The following is a 17,141-nucleotide window of genomic DNA, read 5'->3' on the forward strand; positions in this document are numbered from 1 at the left end:
ACCCATCTACGCTACTACGGGAATTGACCTATGACGGACCCTCATCCACTCCTGACCGCTGCGGCGATCGCAGCCCTACCCGAAGCTGTCTTTGTTCACCCCCTTAATCCTAGGGCAATCCGCCACGGCAGGTCGCTGGGCGACGAAACTGGCTTGCACCACCTGGGCATTCACCTGGTGCGAGTCGAACCGGGCCACGACTCGACCCAGTATCACGTCCACCAGGCCGAGGAAGAATTTATCTATGTTCTCTCAGGGCGGGGACTGGCAGAAATTGGTACAGACACCTTTGAGATTGGCCCTGGCGACTTTATGGGCTTTGCCCCAGGAGGGCTGGCCCACAGCCTCAGCAACCCGTTTACCGAAGACCTGGTTTACCTGGTGGGTGGTATGCGATTAGATTTCGATATCTGTGACTACCCTAAGCTGAACACTCGCATGTACCGCCGGGTTGACCAGCGAGAATATGTGGATCTAGAAGACTAGGCGTTCTTACCCCCTACGACCCAGGCAAGGCACACTCTTTATCAGAACACTATGCCAGCCCGTCGGATGAGCGGAGCCTATGTCGGCTAAGCGGGGTCTCTGTCGGCCGAGCGGAGTCGAAGCCGACAGACTACATCGAGCGGAGAATTTGTGTAGATGAGCAGCGATTCTCGCAGCCCGCAAAAACCAGCGCGAATCGAGGAACCCCCTCAGAAGCGCGAGTACCATCGCTTTCTCGGGGTTGATTTAGGTTGGCAAAGTGGCCCCACGGGCCTATGTTGCCTGGATATGGCGGGCGATCGCCTGCAGCTAGTTGCCATCGATCGCCTGCAAACGGTAGCCGAGATTCTGGCCTGGATATCTCAATGGGCCGAGGGTGCTGATAATGCCGTGGTGGCGGTAGACGCCCCAACCCTCATCCCCAACGAAACCGGCATGCGCTTGCCCGATCGCCTGGCCCACAAGTACTTTGGTCGCTACGACGCGGGCTGCTACCCCGCCAACCGGGGTCGCCCCTTTGCCGAAAAACTGATCGCCTTTGGTCTGGCCCTAGAATCCCTCGGCTTTCAGCACCAGCCCCGCAGTGATCCTCAGCCGCAAGGACGGTTTCAGCTGGAGGTCTTCCCCCACCCGGCAACGGTTCATCTGTTTGGACTGACCAAAATTCTTAAGTACAAGAAGGGCACTCTGGCCCAGCGTCGTCCTGAACTGGAAAAGCTGCGGCAGTACCAACTGGCGGTGCTGCCCACCCTGGAACCCGCTCTCAGTTTGGAGGACTCTGACTTGCCTGAGATTCCGCTTACAGGGGCGGCGATGAAAGCGGTAGAAGACCAGCTTGATGCCCTCACCTGCGCCTACACGGCAGCCCACTGGTGGACCTGGGGTTTGGAGCGAAACTGGGTGCTGGGCGATCGCGGTGAGGGCTACATCGTGGTGCCTGCACCAATTCCTCCTAAGCTGCAACCCGCTACACTAAAGCAAGGCCTAACCTGAATTCGCCTAACCCTGCCCATGCCATCGCCTTTAAATATTGACGACTTTCTGCAAGGCTCTGGCCCTATTCTTGACGTGCGCAGCCTAGGCGAATACGAGCAGGGGCATATTCCTGGGGCCGTGAGCTTTCCTCTATTCACTGATGATGAGCGCGCCCAGGTGGGCACCTGCTACAAACAGGTGGGGCGCGAGGCCGCCGTAGAGCTAGGCTTTGACATTGCTGGCCCCAAGTGCGGCGAGTTTATACGTGCGGCTAAGGCTTTGGCCCCCGATCGCCACATTCGGGTGCATTGCTGGCGGGGAGGCATGCGCAGCGGCGGCATGGGCTGGATTTTGGAACTGGCCGGGTTTACGGTACACACCCTGATCGGGGGATACAAGGCTCACCGCCGCTGGGTGCGGGATACCCTAGCTAGCCCCAAGAAAATTGTGATTCTGGGCGGCATGACCGGCAGTGGTAAAACCCTGATTTTGCAAGAGCTGGCTGCGCTGGGGGAGCCAGTGTTAGACCTTGAGGCTCTGGCCAACCACCGGGGCAGTAGCTTTGGGGCATTGTTGCTGCCGCCGCAGCCCTCAACGGAGCACTACGAGAACCTGCTGGCGGAGCAGTGGGCAAAATTACCCTCGCATCGCCCCATCTGGCTGGAGGCCGAGAGCCGCCGGGTGGGCACCTGCCGCATTCCTAACGAGCTGTTTGCACAGATGGAGGCGGCCCCGGCGGTGGAGGTGGTGCGATCGCTCGACGAGCGCCTTGACCTGCTGGTGGAGATCTATGGCGAGGCGGCTGAGGCAGATCTCGTTGAGGCCACCGAGCGAATTCGTAAACGCCTGGGGGGCGATCGCACCCAAGCTGCCATACAGCACATTCAATCGGGCAACCTGCGCGCCGCCTGCGCCATCATTCTCGACTACTACGATCGCGCCTATCGCCACGATCTAAAGCGGCGCGGCAACGTTATTCCTCAGGTAAATATCGCTGGCCTGTCGCCCCAGGACAGTGCCCAGATCCTCATCGACAAACGTTCTCACCTGTGCTCAGACGCCGAGGCTGCGATCGCAGCAGGGTGAGACCCAAAAAAGAGCCGCCGAGACCAGGTTTCGGCGGCTCTAGTTATCTATGGCAAATTTACCTAGGAGTTGGGCTGAGTGGTGACATTGGTAGCGCCATCGACACCCATGGCAACTTTTTTCGCTTGCTCCAGCACGCTTTCGGCGTCGGGGTTGTACTTCAGCACCACGGTGGACCCAGTTTGAGCCACCCAAAGGCCCACGCTGTCCGAGATGTTGGCCTGGTCGAGGGCCAAAGCTACGCGCTTGGCCAAGCCGCTCTCGTCGAACTGGCCATCAATACCCACCTTAGCGGCGTCAATTTTGGCGGTGGTGGCTGCCTGCTTCACATTAATTCTGGGGGTGGCCTTAGCTTTTTCTTCTTCTTTTTTACCGAATAGCTTGCCTAGAAAACCCATGACGTATCTCCTAATGAATAAAACCAATTTTTGGGGTGCAGACTGGCTCTGGCAAAGCTTTCCATGCTCTACCAAAAACCGAAGCCGCACCTCGCTGGAAGGTACCAAGAAACTGTAAAGAATCTATAAGGGAACTACAAGGACCATCGGATACACTTGCGAGCTCGATCTAGAGAGATATTTTCCTAAGCCGTGGGGCAGGGGCTTTGGGCTAAGATAGAACACTGGTAACGCATTCGCCCTCTTTCTACGCTAAACAGGTTTCATCGTTTTTGCCTATAGGTCTGCCATGAGCAAGGGTACGCTGTTCGACAAAGTTTGGGATTTACATACCGTTGGCACGCTGCCATCGGGGCAGACTCAGCTTTTTATTGGGCTGCACCTGGTGCACGAAGTCACCAGCCCCCAAGCCTTTGCCATGGTGCGCGAGCGTCAGCTAACGGTGATGTACCCCCAGCGCACCGTCGCCACCGTCGACCACATCGTACCGACCGAAAGCCAGGCCCGCCCCTTCGCTGACCCCCTGGCCGAGGCCATGATGCAGGCCCTAGAGCAAAACTGCAAAGAGCACGGTATTCGCTTCTACAACATCGGCTCGGGCAGCCAGGGCATTGTCCACGTGATTGCCCCCGAACAGGGGCTGACCCAGCCGGGTATGACGATCGCCTGCGGCGATAGCCACACCTCTACCCACGGCGCATTTGGGGCGATCGCGTTTGGCATTGGCACCAGCCAGGTGCGCGACGTACTGGCCTCTCAAACCCTGGCCCTGGGCAAGCTCAAGGTGCGCCGCATTGAGGTCAACGGTGAACTGCCCCCTGGGGTCTACGCCAAGGACGTTGTATTACACATCATTCGCACCCTGGGAGTCAAAGGCGGCGTGGGCTACGCCTACGAGTTTGCTGGCACCGCCATTGAGGCGATGTCGATGGAGGAGCGCATGACCCTCTGCAATATGGCGATCGAGGGCGGGGCGCGCTGCGGCTACGTCAACCCCGACCAGATCACCTATGACTATCTCAAGGGTCGCGACTTTGCACCCCAGGGCGCTGCCTGGGATGAGGCTGTCACCTGGTGGCAAACCCTGCGCAGCGACGCCGACGCCGAGTATGACGACGTGGTAGTGTTCAGCGCCGCCGACATTGGCCCCACCGTCACCTGGGGCATTACTCCCGGCCAGGGCATTGCCATTCACGAAACCCTGCCCCTGCCCGAAAGCCTACCCGACGAAGAGCAGGTGCTGGCCCAAGACGCCTTTGCCTACATGGATCTCAGCCCTGGCCAAAGCCTAAAGGGCACCGCCGTTGACGTATGCTTTATTGGCAGCTGCACCAACGGACGAATCAGCGACCTGCGCGAGGCGGCCAAGGTCGTCCAGGGCCACACCGTGGCCGCAGGGGTAAAAGCCTTTGTGGTGCCCGGCTCTGAACGGGTGAAGCAGCAGGCTGAGGCCGAAGGGTTAGACCAGGTGTTTACCGCCGCAGGCTTTGAGTGGCGAGAGGCGGGGTGCTCAATGTGCCTGGCCATGAACCCTGACAAGCTCCAGGGGCGGCAGATCAGCGCCTCCTCGTCAAACCGCAACTTTAAAGGACGCCAGGGGTCGGCCTCGGGTCGCACCCTGCTGATGAGCCCGGCAATGGTGGCAGCAGCGGCTCTGGCAGGCCAGGTGACCGACGTACGCGACTACCTGCCACATTCCTAAACCTTTTTTCCTTGATTCTGAAAAGCTCCGGCAAATGTGTTGTAGACAGCTAAACCCACCGCGACTGGTGCGGCAGATCACAAACGTTAACGAACTATTTGCCTGGGCTTAACCTAGCTTGAGGAGTTTCTTAATTTAAGCCGTTGAAGATGGGGGCGGGGACCCTGCTACCACCGAGCCAGAATTCATCCAACTTGGATGACCTGAGTGCCGACCATGCCGCGATCGCCCCGTAGGTCAGTCCTGGAGCGGTTCAATTGATCGTTGCGCTTTCTGTGGGTTAGCAGTTTACCCCGGCGAACTCTAGGTATCTCAGTGTCTGTAACCGCAACTTCCGCTGCCCGCGATGCTGCTATTGACCCTCGCAGTCATCAGACCTTCATTCAGCTCCTAGAGCAGCTATATCGAGAACGAGCCCTGGTACCTTACCCCGCAGGACGGCCCATGCCGCTCCGGGTCGACGAAATCTTGATCATCTGTCGGGGAATTGTTCAACTGTTCACCATTCAGCAAGACGGTAGCGAGACCCTGCTGGGGCTGGCCGGGCCGTCTATGCCCGTGGGGCTGCCCCTAACCTCCGTTGACCCCTACTGGGCCACCGCCCTGACCGATGTCGACGTGCTCTCGCTGCCCATGGCCGAAATTGAAGGGTCCTCGGTGTTAATGGCGGGCATGTTTCGCAATATTACTCTGCGGATGCAGCAGGCTGAGGCCTGGCTGGCCCTCTCGGGTAAGCGCCTGGTAGCCGATCGCCTCAAGCACTTTTTGCTCATGCTGGCCCAAGACTTTGGCCATGTTGAGCCCAGCGGTATTCGCATTCCTATGCGGCTGACCCACCACCAGCTGGCTACCGCCATTGGCACCACCCGCGTTACCGTCACCCGCCTGCTCAAAGACTTTAAAACCGAGGGCTGGCTAACTATCGATCAGCGCCACATGGTGCTTCAGCTCGATCCTCGTTTTCCGGCCAACCAGCTCATAAACCCAATGGCTCAGCGCTAAGTAGAGAGCCGGTTTAAGCCATGTTCTAACGCTTAGCCAGCGATGGCTCCGGCAAATTTACGGGTATCGTCGGCTTAGGTATCGTCGACTCAATGATGCGGTGCTGGAGCTGGTGAAGAAACTTTACCACCGTTTCCCCAGTAGACCAGCTCAGCAGCGGCTTGGCAAACTTATCAAACGGGTTGAGATCCACGAGCCAGGGTCCTACGTTCACCCCGAGCGGTTCGAGGTGTTTGCCCCCTAGCTCTGTGTGGATCAGCTTTTTCGTTTGCAGATGTCGGTAAAGCCAGCCGACATCGCTGGCGGCGGGACAAGGATCGGTTATGCTTCCAGCCACGGTGTCGCGGCTAAAAGAAACCATGGCCGTCAGGTTGAATAGGCGGCTGCGATCGATTAGGTCGAGGGTTTGCTGGCGGGTAGGCTGCACTCCCAAACCCAACTTATTGAGCAGGTGAGCCACGGTTTTGAGCGGCACTGCGCTAGTGGTGTCGCTGATGTCGGGAGCCAAAAGCAGCGTGGGCTGGTTCCAGATAACGGGGGCGGTGGCCAGGCGATCGCGCAACCAGTGGGCATTCTCAACGCCAATCACCTCATCTAAGGTGGTATCTAACGGGTTGAGCTCAACGCCACAGAGCAGTTCTAGCAGGGCAATGTATTTACAGCCCAGGCTGTGGCCCAGCCAGGCGTAGCGATCGCTCTGCTGGTAAACTTCCGCTTCGTAACCGGCTTGAGCCGCTAGCTCTGGCAGATACGCCTGTAGCCGCCGCTGCTCTTCTAATAGGCTCAGGGCAATACCCCAGTGGCGAAAGCTAAACCGAAAGGGCATGGCCACCACGGTGTAGCCAGCGTTGTAGATTTCATGCAGCAGGTGGCGATAGCTGAGGGTTGGGAAGGAGCCAAAAAATGCTCCACCAATGAACTGAACCACTCCCTGGGGCTGAGGATGCAGCGCCACCCAGCTAAAGGAAACCGGCTGAAAGGTAAAGGGTTTCATTGATACTTCGTGTTATGGCGATCTAAATAACGTCCAACAGCCGTGAGTTATACCAAGTCCGGTTCAAAAACCCGGCTCGAAACAGGTACCCTGCAGGGGCAAACGGTCGTTTGCCCTTGATCAATCGGGGGTAGGCAACCAGGGTTTGGCCTTAGGGCTGTCCACGGCTATTGGAATCAGCATGAGGCAACGAGCAAAGCGGAGACGTGAGGCTAGCTGGCAGACCAGCACCCGAGCGGGGATAAACATTCTCTCGGGCGCTGGGATGAACCAAGCACCTACCGGTTGACCGGTTCCATGCGGATAGGAATTTCCAGCTTGGACAGCAGGTCGCTAACGGTGTTCAGGTTTTCGGCGCTGGGATCAACCTGGGCCAGAGTTTCGGCCAAAACCTCCGCCCGAGCCGTGGGGCTCAGCAGCGATAGATCAATCATGGGGGGGTTAATCACGTCGAGGGGCGGGCGATCGTTAACTACCTCAGACACGATGACCGGATCGATGGGGAAGAAACCGCGATCGGGCTCTACCTCGTTAAGTCCCTTGCCGCTGGCGAGTTCTAGCGGATAGTTGATCTGGTCAAAGTCACCGCCGCGAGCTGCCAGGTCGTTGGGCAAGAAGGTGCCGCGCACTTCGGGATTGAGCAGTACTTTAACCGGGCTATTGCTCTGGGGCCGCAGGAAAATTCCCTGGCGCAGGGCGGGCAGGCGCAGGCGCACAAATCCACGAATCTCAACGTCGGGATTAGCCTCATTTAGCAGACCAGGCCGAGTCAGATCGGGCAGCAGCTGCACTGAAGCCGTCTGCTTAGCAGGCAGCCTAAACCGGGTGGTAAACACCGGGGTCACAGGGCTGGGCATGACCGGGCTCAGCGCTAGCGTGGTGTTTTCACCAGCGATGTCAAAAGCTACAAAAGCATTGCCAGCCAGGTTGCGATCGGGGTCAACCGGGTTGGGACGGCTGACATGAAACTCAAGCTGATAGGTAAAATCGCGGTCTTCCAAATTAGCAATTGTTAGAAAATATCCCTGGACCACGCGGCGGGCCACGGCGGGGTCTGCCGGGGGCGGGGCAATGCGCTTAACCAGCAGCTCAAAAGTACTAATTTCCATAGCTTGATTTCACCAAAAAATACGGCTTGTCCCAGGCAGCTGGGCACTTGGCAGAAGCGCGTGCCCTTGACCTTTGGGATTAAGCCCATTCTGGAAGCTATGCCCCAGGGTCGCCGTCACCCGGCCGGGTACTTTTAGCTGAGGCCAAAGCCGCCAGGGCGATCGCAGCGGGATAGATGCGGTGTTCCTGCACCTGAATACGAGCCTGAAGGGCCGTCGGCGTATCGGTTGGCTCCACCGGCACCGCCGCCTGCATAATCACCGGGCCACTGTCTACCGCTAGCTCGACCTGGTGCACCGTACAGCCCGCCACCTTGACCCCCGCCGCCAGCGCCTGCTCTACGGCCCGCAGCCCCGGAAAACTGGGCAGCAGACTGGGATGAATATTAAGCACCCGATGCGCAAAGGCGTCAATCAAGACCGTCGTTACGCAGCGCATCCAACCCGCCATAATTACCCAGTCCACGCCGTGGGCCTGGAGTGTTTGCACAATGTCGTAGTCGAGGGCTTCGCGGCTGGGGTAGTGGCGATGGTTGAGCAATACCGCCGGTAGCCCCAGGCGGGCGGCTCGCTCAGCCACTCTCGCCCCAGGATTGTTGTACAAAACGACGCAAATTTGAGCGTGCAGGTCGCCGCGCTCGATGGCATGGGCGATCGCCTCCAAATTGCTGCCGTTGCCCGAGGCCATTACCCCCAACTGTAGCGGTTGTTCAAACCGGGGCCACACCACCGGCAGCGGTGGCGAAACAAGAACAGGGGCAGTCTCCAGCATAGGGTCAGAAAATTAGTGAAATTGGGAACTATCATATGACAACACGAAACGCCTCTATCTAAGGGGGAAAGGAGTGCGCTGGGTGAAGCGGGGCATGCGGCTAGGACTCATCTTTTTCTGCGGACTGGCGATCGCGGCAGCGCTCTCGTGGGGGCACAGCGGCCGGGCCGCCGCCTATTTCCCTCCGGTTATACCCCCCACCCCCACCCTCCACGCCCAAGCCAACGGGGCCGAAGCCGCCACCGAAGCCACGACCACACCCCCTACAGGCAGCCTTAAACCCTTCAATGAGGCAGTCAGTGGGCTAACGGTATCGACAGGGCTGTTTACGGTCTACCACGACCTGCAGCGCAATCGAGCGCTGCTAGGGCTCAAACCCAATCAGCTCAACCAAAATCTGCTGTTTATGGCCAACCTGGAGTCGGGGCTGGGGGAGCTGGGGCTGTTTCGGGGCTGGCCCGTCAACGATTTAATGATTCAGTTTCGCCAGATTCCCGACAACCGCATCCAGGTGGCGGTGCCCAACGTGTACTTCCGTAACCCGCAGCCCCAAGCCCAGCGGCTACTGCGAGAATCCTTTGGCGACTCGGTGCTCACGACCCTGCCCATTCAGGCCATCCACGACGAAACTGGAGAAATTCTGCTCGACCTGAAAGATTTTTTAATTAACCGCGACCCGGTCAACCTCTCGGCCCAGTTTCCCTGGGCCTTGGGCAGCTATGCGGTCAACACCGAGGCATCGTACCTGGGGCCAGTCAAAGCCTTTCCTGAAAATGTAGAACTCGAAGCGGTCATGGGGTTCTCGGGCGGAGGCAGCTCGACGTCGCCCTTTTCCTTTGGGCTCAGCAGCCTGCCCGACAACCGGGGGTTTAACCTGCGGGTGCGCTACAGCCTGTCAGCCATTCCTAACCACCCCACCTTTCATGGCCGTCAGGCCGATGAGCGGGTGGGCTACTTCGTCACCGCCTACCGATCGCCCGGCCGACCCGGCCTCTCAGATCCCTTTGTACGCTACATTCACCGCTGGCACTTAGAAAAGCAAGACCCAACTGCCGCCCTCTCACCGCCCAAAGAACCGCTGGTATTCTGGATTGAAAACACGACCCCTGTGGAGTACCGAGCTGCCATTGCCGACGGCGTGAAATGGTGGAATGCCGCCTTTGAGCGAGCCGGATTCGCCCAGGCGATCGACGTGCGCCAAATGCCCGACAACGCCGATTGGGACCCGGCCGACGTGCGCTACAACGTCATTCGCTGGTCAGACTCGCTGTACCCCTGGGCCAGCGGGTTAGGACCAGCTCGGGTCAACCCACTGACTGGCGAAATTTTAGATGCCGATATCATTCTCGATGCCAGCGTCGTGCGTGACCTGATGCTGGAGTACGACACCCTGGTGACGGGAGCCGCCGCCACGTCAGGCCCCAGTGCAGGCGGACTCAGTCCCTGTGGCCATCCCCTGGGCGATCGCTTGATGGCACGCCTGTCTTCGAGCACCAACCGAGCCCAGTCCAATTCGTCCCAGCAGGTCAATGCGCCTCAGCGGGTTGACGCAACAGACTACTGTTCAGGTCTACGAGGCCTGCAGACCACGGCCTTTGGGTCACTGGCCATTGCTACCCTAGCGCCGCCCTTCTCCAGCCGCGAGGTCAAAGAGACCTACATTCAACAGTATCTGCGAGTGCTCACCGCCCACGAAGTTGGCCATGTGCTGGGTCTAAGGCACAACTTTTTGGGCAGCACGCTGCTGTCTCCTTCAGCGTTAAATGATCCAGGCATGACCCAGTCTCAGGGCATGACCAGCTCGATTATGGATTACTTACCGCCCAATCTGGCTTCCCCAGGTCAACCCCAGGGTGACTACTTCCCCACCCAGTTAGGTCCTTACGATCTGTGGGCCATTGAGTACGGCTACCATCCAGTCAGCAACCCGGTTACCGCCCAGCGCGAACTTCAGCCCATCGCCGATCGCGCTGGGGCCACCGGGCTAGCCTACGCCCCCGACGAAGATGTCTTTACCATGCTCGACCCCAAGGCCAGCGCCTGGGATATGAGCGACGACCCCCTAAGCTATGCCGAGGGCCAAATGGCGATCGCAAAAACAATCTGGGACCGCCTAGATTGGTATTCGGTCAACCCTGGCGAGGGTTACGGCCAGCTGCGCCAGCGGGTAAACCTGGTCTTTTTTCACTACGACATGCAGGCCGCGATCATCGCCAACTACATCGGCGGACAGCGCTTTACCCGCACCGACCCCTGGAGTTCTGGCGGGCAGGCCCCCTTTGCACCCATAGCGGCAGCGGAGCAGCGGCGCGCCCTAGCTGTGCTCAACCAGCGGGTGTTTGCCCCCGACGCCCTGACGCTATCGCCGGAGTTAATTAACCGCCTGGCTCCCGATCGCTGGATGGACTGGGGCCAAGACCCCTTCGTAGACCGCATCGACTACCCCATTTACGATCGCCTTTTGTCTACCCAGGCCTTTACGGTCAGCAATTTGCTCGACGGCTATCGCCTGCTGCGTCTGCGCGACAGCGAGTTCAAGCAGCAGGGCGGCGAGGCCTTTACCCTGGCAGAGCTGTTCGACACCCTGGGGCAGTCCATCTGGGCTGAGGTGCTCAACCCGCCCGCCCAGGCCACAGCTATCTCCAGCCTGCGTCAGGGGCTCCAGCGGCACCACCTAAATACCCTGACCAGCCTGGTGTTGCGCAATCACGGCTCGGGCGAAGGGGTCACCGATCTGCTGGGGTTTGTAGCCCAGGAAGCTACCTTCGGTGCGCCCGAAGAAGCCCGTGTGCTGGCCCGCTACCAGCTCAGGCAGCTCCAGGAAGCGATCGCCCGCCACCTCAACCGCCACGGACAGCGGCTCGACATCGCCACCGTGGCCTATCTAGAAGATGCCCGCGATCGCATTGTAAAGGTGCTCGATGCCCCCCTACGTGGTCAGTAGCCCTAGCCAGAGAATCTATAAAGATTCGATGATTTTCCCTAAAACGCAGCCAAATACCCCGTCCCCCAAAGTGGTATTGTGGATCGGGCCAATATAGCATTGGCTCCTTATAGATCCCAGTTAGGCCATAATTGCCTTTCAACCGTCAGGCTAACATCTGGCAGAGCCTAGCCTGCCTGGTATTACGCTAAGCCCTTCACGTCAACGAAAGCCGTTGCCAGGGTTGCCGTCTACTGCTTCAGGATTGTCGTTACCTGGGCACACTAAATTCACTACTATTTTGGTCGTTCCGCGGGTTCTCCATGCTGAGTGCGTTAGTCGCTTTTACCCTTTCCCCTCTGTTTGCTCAACTCCCCCCTGGCGAGGTCACCCCTACCCCCGAAACCAAAACGGTAGTTATTCCCCGCGATGGTACCTACGCCGAGGTCATCCGCTATCAGGAAGTACGACCTCTCCCCGGCGGCCTAGATGAAATTCCTGTATTTAACAGCAACAGCCCCGAAGTCGTGCAGCAGAACGGCATTCTGCTCTCCACCTTCCCCAAAGACGGCATGGCCTCGCCCGATGCCCACCTCGACTACGCCTTTAACGGGCGTTTCGACATCTTCGCCCACCATATTGCTCGGGGCGTAAACCCTGACGATCGCCGCACCCTGTTTATGGGTGTAGTGGTTTACAACCCCGGCACCGAACCCGTCGACATCACCATTCACCAGGGGGTGAGCTACCTCAGCCAGGAGGCCCCGTTCATCAACCTACCCGACGCGCGCCTGAGCAGCAACGGCAATGTCTACGCTGGCCCCGGCAGTCGCACCACCACCGACATTCTGCGCGGCGCTAACCAGTCTCACTGGCCCGATCGCATCACGGTGCCGCCGGGTCACGTACAGCTGCTGATGAATACTCCCATCCCCCTGCGCCAGCTCACGGTGCCCGTCAACGGCAGCTATCCCCAGGGCAGCGCGATTCCCAAACCACCGATTCGCCCGGTTACCCTCACCGCAGCCGATGCCCAGATCAATCCGGAAACCGGCGAAAACGGGCTAACTGGCCCCCTCCGCCCGATTGCGCCGCGTCCCATTCCAAGCAATGGTCGTACGGCCATGATGTACCTCTCCAGCAGCGGTCCGGTGCATGTCGCTAGCCTATCTCGCTACGCCGACCTGCTGCCCAACGGCAACGAGCGCGTACCCACCCTACAGGACTGGCTCCAGGTGCTCAAGCAGGGCAACCTGGCTGGCCCTCGAGACATCCCCCCCTCCGACCCAGAGACCTACCGCTTTGGGCGGTTTTACTACGGTCGAGTGGCTGGAGTCGCCAAGGGGGCCAACTGGAAGGCCACCGTCACCGACTCTCCTGATACCGATGTGCTGACGATTCCGGCACCGGGCAACGCCTTCTCCTACGTGATTAGCTCCGTAGACCGCAACACCTTTGGCACTGGGCAGATCCAGAGCGCACCCATGGTGGCCCGCTACCCAGACACGGCCTACCGCGCCCACGGCAACTACGGCGTGCGCTACAGCCTCAAGCTCCCCTTCTACAACAATCGAGGCTCCGAGCAAACCATTACCCTCAAGTTCCAAACCCCCATGCGCGACGAGGATCTCGTCCAGGGGCTCAGGTTTCGGCGGCCGCCCGAAGATCGCGTTTTCTTCCGGGGCACTGTGCGCCTAAAGTTCAAAAACCAGATGGGTCTAGAGCGCACCCACTACGTTCACCTGGTGCAGCGCCGAGGCCAGGAAGCCGAGGCGCTGCTGAGGCTCAACATTCCCGCCGAGGCCCGTCAAGATCTTGAAATAGATCTGGTCTATCCCCCCGATGCCACCCCGCCGCAGGTCATTACCGTACTCAACGGCGGTATCCCCGAGGTATTTGAGGCTGAAACCATCGAAACCCCACCCTCACCAGCGCTCAGCCGCGATCTTCTGCGTCAGCTTTGATGGCTCTCGGCTGGACATCCCGATCAAAAAACACCTCAAGAGGGCTAGGGACCTATTCTCTCCTAGCTGGGGCGTAGAATTTGGCACACCGACGTCAATCAAGCGCATTCCACAGCTGATCGGGCAGGGTGCGGGGCTTCCGCGACACCAGGTTGGGCTTAAACAGGGCCGGGTCTGAGGCCTCATCAACGGTTAAGAACCCCGCTGTGAGCAAGTTGTCCAGCGTGGCCTGCACGGCAGCAGGCTCCGTCTGGGTATGGGCCAGGATATCGGCTAGGGAGGCACCCCGCTGACGCACCAGCCAGTTCACCAGAGTGCGCTCTGGATCGGGTAGCCCCAGCAGGTCGGTCATGGTTCTGGGTCCGGTACCATGGGGCTGCTGCTGCCGGGGAGCGGGGGTTTCCCCGTGGGCGGGGTAAGTCATGGGGCTACTCCGCAGCGGTGAGTTGACGGGCTACGTTGTGCACCTCCTGGCTAAAGGCGTGATCGGGATGGTGCAGCCAAAAAATACCGCCGCTGGCGAGCTGCAGCATTTCATCGTTTTCATAAAACAGGCCGCCGACGGGCACACCGTACTGGGTCTGCACTTTATCAATCAAAGTTTCGCGGGGGTAAATGTCGGGGGCTTTGTTGACTAGCAGGGTAATGTCGGGCACATCGAGCTTTTGGGCTACTTCGAGGGTGACGGCGGTACCTAAAAAATCCTGGCGGTCGGGGCGCAGAATAATCACCATGCGATCAGAAATCGCGATCGAAAGCAGGGTTTCTTCGTTCAGACCAGGGTGAGTATCAATAAACAGGTAGTCGAGGTTGAGCTGGTTGATCAGGTCGTGAAAGCCATCGTTGAGCAGGCCCACGTCGTAGCCTTCCCGCAGAATTTTGGCGATCTCGCCAGCCTTGAGGCTAGAGGGTACCAAATACACTGTGCCGCTAATATCCGCGGGAGCACCGCTAGCGGTAACCACGTGGGCAGTGACGTCGTAAGCGGCATCTTTAGCGCTGCATTTGTCCCACAGGTAGTCATTGAGGGAGTGGGTAAAGTCTTCTTCATCCAGCCCAAATAGCACATGAATACCGGGGGATTGAATATCGGTATCCACAATGGCGACCCGCTTACCCTGGCTGGCCACGGCCGTGGCAATATTGGCCGTTAGATTCGATTTGCCGGTACCGCCGCGAAAGGAGTGAATCGAAATAACTTGCGTCATGGGAATCTCACCTCTGCCAGATAAACAATGAGTTCTATTTGGGTGCCCGTCTTGGGCCGGTAGAACTGGGTTTAGTATGGGAACAATAGCCGCGAAACTAACGCGCTGCGTGAAATTTACTTATGGAAAAACTCACCTATGCCCCAGGCGATGTGATCTATCGGGAAGGGGACGAAAGCCAGCAGGTTTATTTAGTTAAATCGGGCCGCATTGACCTGGTAGATACCTATCCAGAAACCGGTCAGGTAGTGGCAAAATCCTTGGGGGCGGGGCGAGTTTTTGGCGAAGTAGAGCTGATCGATCGCCGTCCCCGATCTTCGACGGCCCAGGCCAAAGAGGAAGCCAAAATTGTGGTTTTCTCCCACGATGAAATCATGGATATGTTGTTTGAGAACCCTGAGAAGAGCTTGATTTTGGCCCGCGATGTGTTTGACCGACTGCGTCAGCTTTACAGCGCTGACAGTCTGGATGGCGAACTCACCAAGCTGCGCGAAGAGATGCATGAAACCATTAAATCAGCGGTAATTAGCCACGAATCGCGAGTGGTCAAAAGTCACAACGGTATGGCGGCGATCGCTATTCCGGTTGTGCTTCTAGTTGCAATTGTGATTGGTATACAGGTGTATCTGCACTAGCGTCAACTACAGATTCATTAATTTTATTGGTTCCTATAACCAAGGGCTGCGAAATCAAATTATTCCGCAGCCCTTTCATCGTTTAAATAAACTATAGCAGCCAGAAAATCAGCTTAAAAAGAAGTGGTTTTTAGTATTTCCAGGCCAGATAGATAACCAAAGCAAAGGCAATTAGAGTAGCGATACCAATGTAGACCATTTTAAACTCGTGGCCTTCGATGGCATGCTCCAGCTCTTTGTTGAGATCTTGGCGAAACTGTTTTAATTTGTCGCCAGCCTGAGGATCGTTCAGCGGTTGATAGGCACGTTTTACCATTGTCTTCGCTCTCAGATATGCCCAGTCAGCGTACCCAGTAGACCTCTAAAAATCACTGCATATAGCCTGGTAGCCATTACTTTCTCAAGGGAATCTTAGGGACAACTTTTGATGAAGACTGTTCAGTCTGCTCATAGCCCTACCCAGATTCTGGAAGCATGACCCTTAAAGCCATTGCCGCCAAAACCAATACCTACAGTTTGGCCGCCGCCGCGCTGCTGCTGCTGGTTAGCGGCTGGGGAGTTTACGCTGTGCGATCGCACCTTACCCGACCGGCCCCGGCTCCCGTAGCGACAGCCCCGGCCCCAGTCCCTACCGTCGCAGCCCTGGGACGCATCGAGCCCACCTCGTCGGTGATTAAGCTATCGGTGGCCAATGCTCAGGACAGCCGGGTGAACCAGCTGCTGGTGCAGGAAGGCGATCGGGTTGAGGCCAACCAGGTGATTGCAACGCTGCAGGGCATTGAAAAGCTTCAGGCAGAGGTGGCTGAGGCCGAGCAAAATGTGGCCCTGCAGCGAGCTAAGGTAAGCCAAACCGAAACCGCCGCCGCTACCCCCAGCCAGCGAACGGCCCAGCAAGCCACCATTCGCCAGCTCGAAGCGGAGCTGCAGGCTACCGAGCAGCAAAACCAGGCCGCGATCGCTGGGGCTACCGCCACCCTGCGCCAGGCTCAGGCCGACTACGATCGCTACCGCCAGCTCTACGGTCGGGGGGCCGTCAGCGCGACCGAGCTAGACAGCCGCCAAAAAACCCTAGACACCGCCCGCGCCAGTTTGCGAGATGCTGAAGCCCAGCTTGCGGGCACCCGCCAAACCCTGAGCGCTCAAATTCAGTCGGCCACGGCTAGCCTGGTTCAGCTAGCCGAAATTCGCCCGGTCGATGTCACGGTTGCCCAGGCTGAGGTGGCCTACGCCCAAAGCCAGGTCGAGCGAGCCAGGGCAGATCTGGAAGATTTTTATGTGCGCGTGCCGGTGGCCGGTCAAATTTTGCGCGTCAACACCCGCGTTGGCGAACGGGTTAACCCCGACCAGGGCATTGTGGATCTGGGTCAGACCGAGCAGATGGTGGTAATCGCCGAAGTTTACGAGACCGATGTACCCAAGCTAGCGGTAGGTCAGCGAGCCGAAATTACCAGCGAGAACGGCGGCTTTACCAACACCTTGAACGGTGAGGTGGAATCTATTGGGCTACAGATTCGCAAGACCGACGTGCTGAACTCTGACCCAGCAACCGACAGCAACGCCCGTGTGGTGGAAGTCAAAATTCGGCTCAATCCGGCTGACAGTCAACAGGTGGCCGGGCTGACCTATATGCAGGTGCGGGTCAAAATTCGGGTCGATTAGCGGGCGGGCTCTACGGTTGCCTTTCTACCTATCGCCCTTCTGTCTGCCAAAGAGGGGCTTTAGGCGACTTCTGAAAAAAGTATCCCTACTGGTGGGCAGTGCCCACCCTTGTATCTTAAAAAGTGTGGCAGACCGTCCCACCCTAGGTTAAGCAAACCGCGTGTAGCTTGGGTCGCCGCACCTTTAAGGATAAAACTCGAAAAATCGCCAGGAGCCTGTGACTCCGTA

At 58.4% G+C, this 17,141-nt stretch carries 16 protein-coding genes; 9 read left to right on the forward strand and 7 right to left on the reverse strand.

Translation table 11 applies throughout. The annotated features are described in order from the left end of the window. Nucleotides 1–30 precede the first annotated feature (30 nt). From IQ265_RS16670 to mnmH, 3 genes are all read left to right on the forward strand, one after another. Nucleotides 31–486 (forward strand): cupin domain-containing protein, encoded by a 456-nt coding sequence (locus tag IQ265_RS16670; RefSeq protein WP_194055618.1) that lies wholly within the window; start codon nt 31–33, stop codon nt 484–486. 156 nt (nt 487–642) lie between these two features. Further along, the gene (locus tag IQ265_RS16675; protein WP_194055620.1) at nt 643–1,479 is read left to right on the forward strand and encodes a DUF429 domain-containing protein; all 837 of its coding nucleotides are present in this window, start codon (nt 643–645) and stop codon (nt 1,477–1,479) included. Nucleotides 1,480–1,497: 18 nt separating this feature from the next. Further along, a complete protein-coding gene (mnmH, locus tag IQ265_RS16680) occupies nt 1,498–2,547 on the forward strand; it encodes a tRNA 2-selenouridine(34) synthase MnmH (protein WP_194055622.1) in 1,050 nt (349 codons plus the stop codon). Nucleotides 2,548–2,609: 62 nt separating this feature from the next. Here the strand turns inward: mnmH and IQ265_RS16685 are convergent, their stop codons facing one another. Further along, a complete protein-coding gene (locus IQ265_RS16685) occupies nt 2,610–2,945 on the reverse strand; it encodes a hypothetical protein (RefSeq protein ID WP_194055624.1) in 336 nt (111 codons plus the stop codon). Nucleotides 2,946–3,234: 289 nt separating this feature from the next. On the opposite strand from IQ265_RS16685, the gene leuC reads away from it, so the two are divergent. Then, nucleotides 3,235–4,647 carry a 3-isopropylmalate dehydratase large subunit gene (gene leuC / locus IQ265_RS16690; protein ID WP_194055627.1) on the forward strand — a complete coding sequence of 471 codons (1,413 nt, stop codon included), beginning with the start codon at nt 3,235–3,237 and terminating at the stop codon, nt 4,645–4,647. 315 nt (nt 4,648–4,962) lie between these two features. Beyond that, on the forward strand, nt 4,963–5,649 hold the full coding sequence (locus IQ265_RS16695; RefSeq protein WP_194055633.1) for a Crp/Fnr family transcriptional regulator: 687 nt from the start codon (nt 4,963–4,965) through the stop codon (nt 5,647–5,649). Between the two features lie 25 nt (nt 5,650–5,674). Here the strand turns inward: IQ265_RS16695 and IQ265_RS16700 are convergent, their stop codons facing one another. The 3 genes from IQ265_RS16700 to purN all read right to left on the reverse strand — a co-directional run bounded on the left by IQ265_RS16700 (nt 5,675) and on the right by purN (nt 8,524). After that, nucleotides 5,675–6,643, reverse strand: a complete 969-nt coding sequence (locus tag IQ265_RS16700) for a DUF1350 family protein (RefSeq protein ID WP_194055635.1) — start codon at nt 6,641–6,643, stop codon at nt 5,675–5,677. A gap of 278 nt (nt 6,644–6,921) precedes the next feature. Continuing rightward, nucleotides 6,922–7,752 (reverse strand): hypothetical protein, encoded by an 831-nt coding sequence (locus tag IQ265_RS16705; RefSeq protein WP_194055637.1) that lies wholly within the window; start codon nt 7,750–7,752, stop codon nt 6,922–6,924. A gap of 97 nt (nt 7,753–7,849) precedes the next feature. Further along, complete coding sequence (gene purN, locus IQ265_RS16710; RefSeq protein WP_194055638.1) at nt 7,850–8,524, reverse strand: phosphoribosylglycinamide formyltransferase; 675 nt, start codon at nt 8,522–8,524, stop codon at nt 7,850–7,852. A gap of 94 nt (nt 8,525–8,618) precedes the next feature. On the opposite strand from purN, the gene IQ265_RS16715 reads away from it, so the two are divergent. Both IQ265_RS16715 and IQ265_RS16720 read left to right on the forward strand, forming a co-directional pair. After that, nucleotides 8,619–11,468 (forward strand): zinc-dependent metalloprotease, encoded by a 2,850-nt coding sequence (locus IQ265_RS16715; RefSeq protein ID WP_194055640.1) that lies wholly within the window; start codon nt 8,619–8,621, stop codon nt 11,466–11,468. A 302-nt stretch (nt 11,469–11,770) separates the two neighbouring features. After that, nucleotides 11,771–13,411, forward strand: a complete 1,641-nt coding sequence (locus tag IQ265_RS16720) for a DUF3370 domain-containing protein (protein ID WP_194055642.1) — start codon at nt 11,771–11,773, stop codon at nt 13,409–13,411. A 94-nt stretch (nt 13,412–13,505) separates the two neighbouring features. Here the strand turns inward: IQ265_RS16720 and IQ265_RS16725 are convergent, their stop codons facing one another. After that, a complete protein-coding gene (locus IQ265_RS16725) occupies nt 13,506–13,835 on the reverse strand; it encodes a helix-turn-helix domain-containing protein (protein ID WP_194055644.1) in 330 nt (109 codons plus the stop codon). 4 nt (nt 13,836–13,839) lie between these two features. After that, entirely contained in the window at nt 13,840–14,619 is a 780-nt protein-coding gene (locus IQ265_RS16730; RefSeq protein WP_194055646.1) for a MinD/ParA family protein, read from the reverse strand. Nucleotides 14,620–14,741: 122 nt separating this feature from the next. On the opposite strand from IQ265_RS16730, the gene IQ265_RS16735 reads away from it, so the two are divergent. Then, nucleotides 14,742–15,254 carry a cyclic nucleotide-binding domain-containing protein gene (locus tag IQ265_RS16735; RefSeq protein WP_194055648.1) on the forward strand — a complete coding sequence of 171 codons (513 nt, stop codon included), beginning with the start codon at nt 14,742–14,744 and terminating at the stop codon, nt 15,252–15,254. Between the two features lie 130 nt (nt 15,255–15,384). Here the strand turns inward: IQ265_RS16735 and IQ265_RS16740 are convergent, their stop codons facing one another. Further along, entirely contained in the window at nt 15,385–15,570 is a 186-nt protein-coding gene (locus tag IQ265_RS16740) for a hypothetical protein (RefSeq protein ID WP_194055649.1), read from the reverse strand. A 158-nt stretch (nt 15,571–15,728) separates the two neighbouring features. Between IQ265_RS16740 and IQ265_RS16745 the strand changes: the two genes are divergently transcribed. Continuing rightward, nucleotides 15,729–16,913 carry an HlyD family efflux transporter periplasmic adaptor subunit gene (locus IQ265_RS16745; protein ID WP_194055651.1) on the forward strand — a complete coding sequence of 395 codons (1,185 nt, stop codon included), beginning with the start codon at nt 15,729–15,731 and terminating at the stop codon, nt 16,911–16,913. Nucleotides 16,914–17,141: the final 228 nt, after the last annotated feature.

It is taken from the genome of Nodosilinea sp. LEGE 06152 (assembly GCF_015207525.1).
GTDB lineage: Bacteria > Cyanobacteriota > Cyanobacteriia > Phormidesmidales > Phormidesmidaceae > Nodosilinea.